The organism is Bradyrhizobium sp. PRIMUS42 (assembly GCF_023006515.1).
In the GTDB taxonomy this organism is placed as follows: Bacteria; Pseudomonadota; Alphaproteobacteria; order Rhizobiales; family Xanthobacteraceae; genus Bradyrhizobium.
On record NZ_JALBGZ010001604.1, the window covers coordinates 1 to 445 of the forward strand.

General features: G+C 68.1%; 1 protein-coding gene. It reads left to right on the top strand.

Annotated elements, in window-relative coordinates; genetic code table 11:
• On the top strand, positions 1–445 hold a 445-nt coding region (gene recO, locus MOV75_RS41885; protein WP_247008753.1), incomplete at both ends, for a DNA repair protein RecO.

Below are 445 nucleotides of genomic sequence, written 5' to 3' on the forward strand. Positions count from 1 at the left end.
GGTGGCGCCGGCTCGCGGATGCGGCCGCTGCTCCAGCCGGGCAACAGCGTCAGTGTGGTGTGGCGGGCACGGCTCGACGAGCATCTCGGCACCTATGCCGTTGAAGGCCTGAAGCTGCGCGCGGCCACTTTGCTGGGATCATCCCATGGTGTCTACGGCGTCACCCATCTCGCCTCGATTGCGCGGCTGCTGCCGGAGCGCGATCCGCACGAGGAGATCTTCGCACTGCTCGAGCATTCGCTCGACGATTTCGACGATATCGGCGGCGCCGCCGTCCACGTCATCCATTTCGAGCTGGCGATGCTCGCCGAGCTCGGCTTCGGCCTGGCGCTGGACAACTGTGCGGTGACCGGCGAGACCACCGACCTGATCTATGTTTCGCCGAAATCCGGCGGCGCGGTGTCGCGCGGCGCGGGCGAGCCGTGGCGTGACCGCCTGTTGCGCC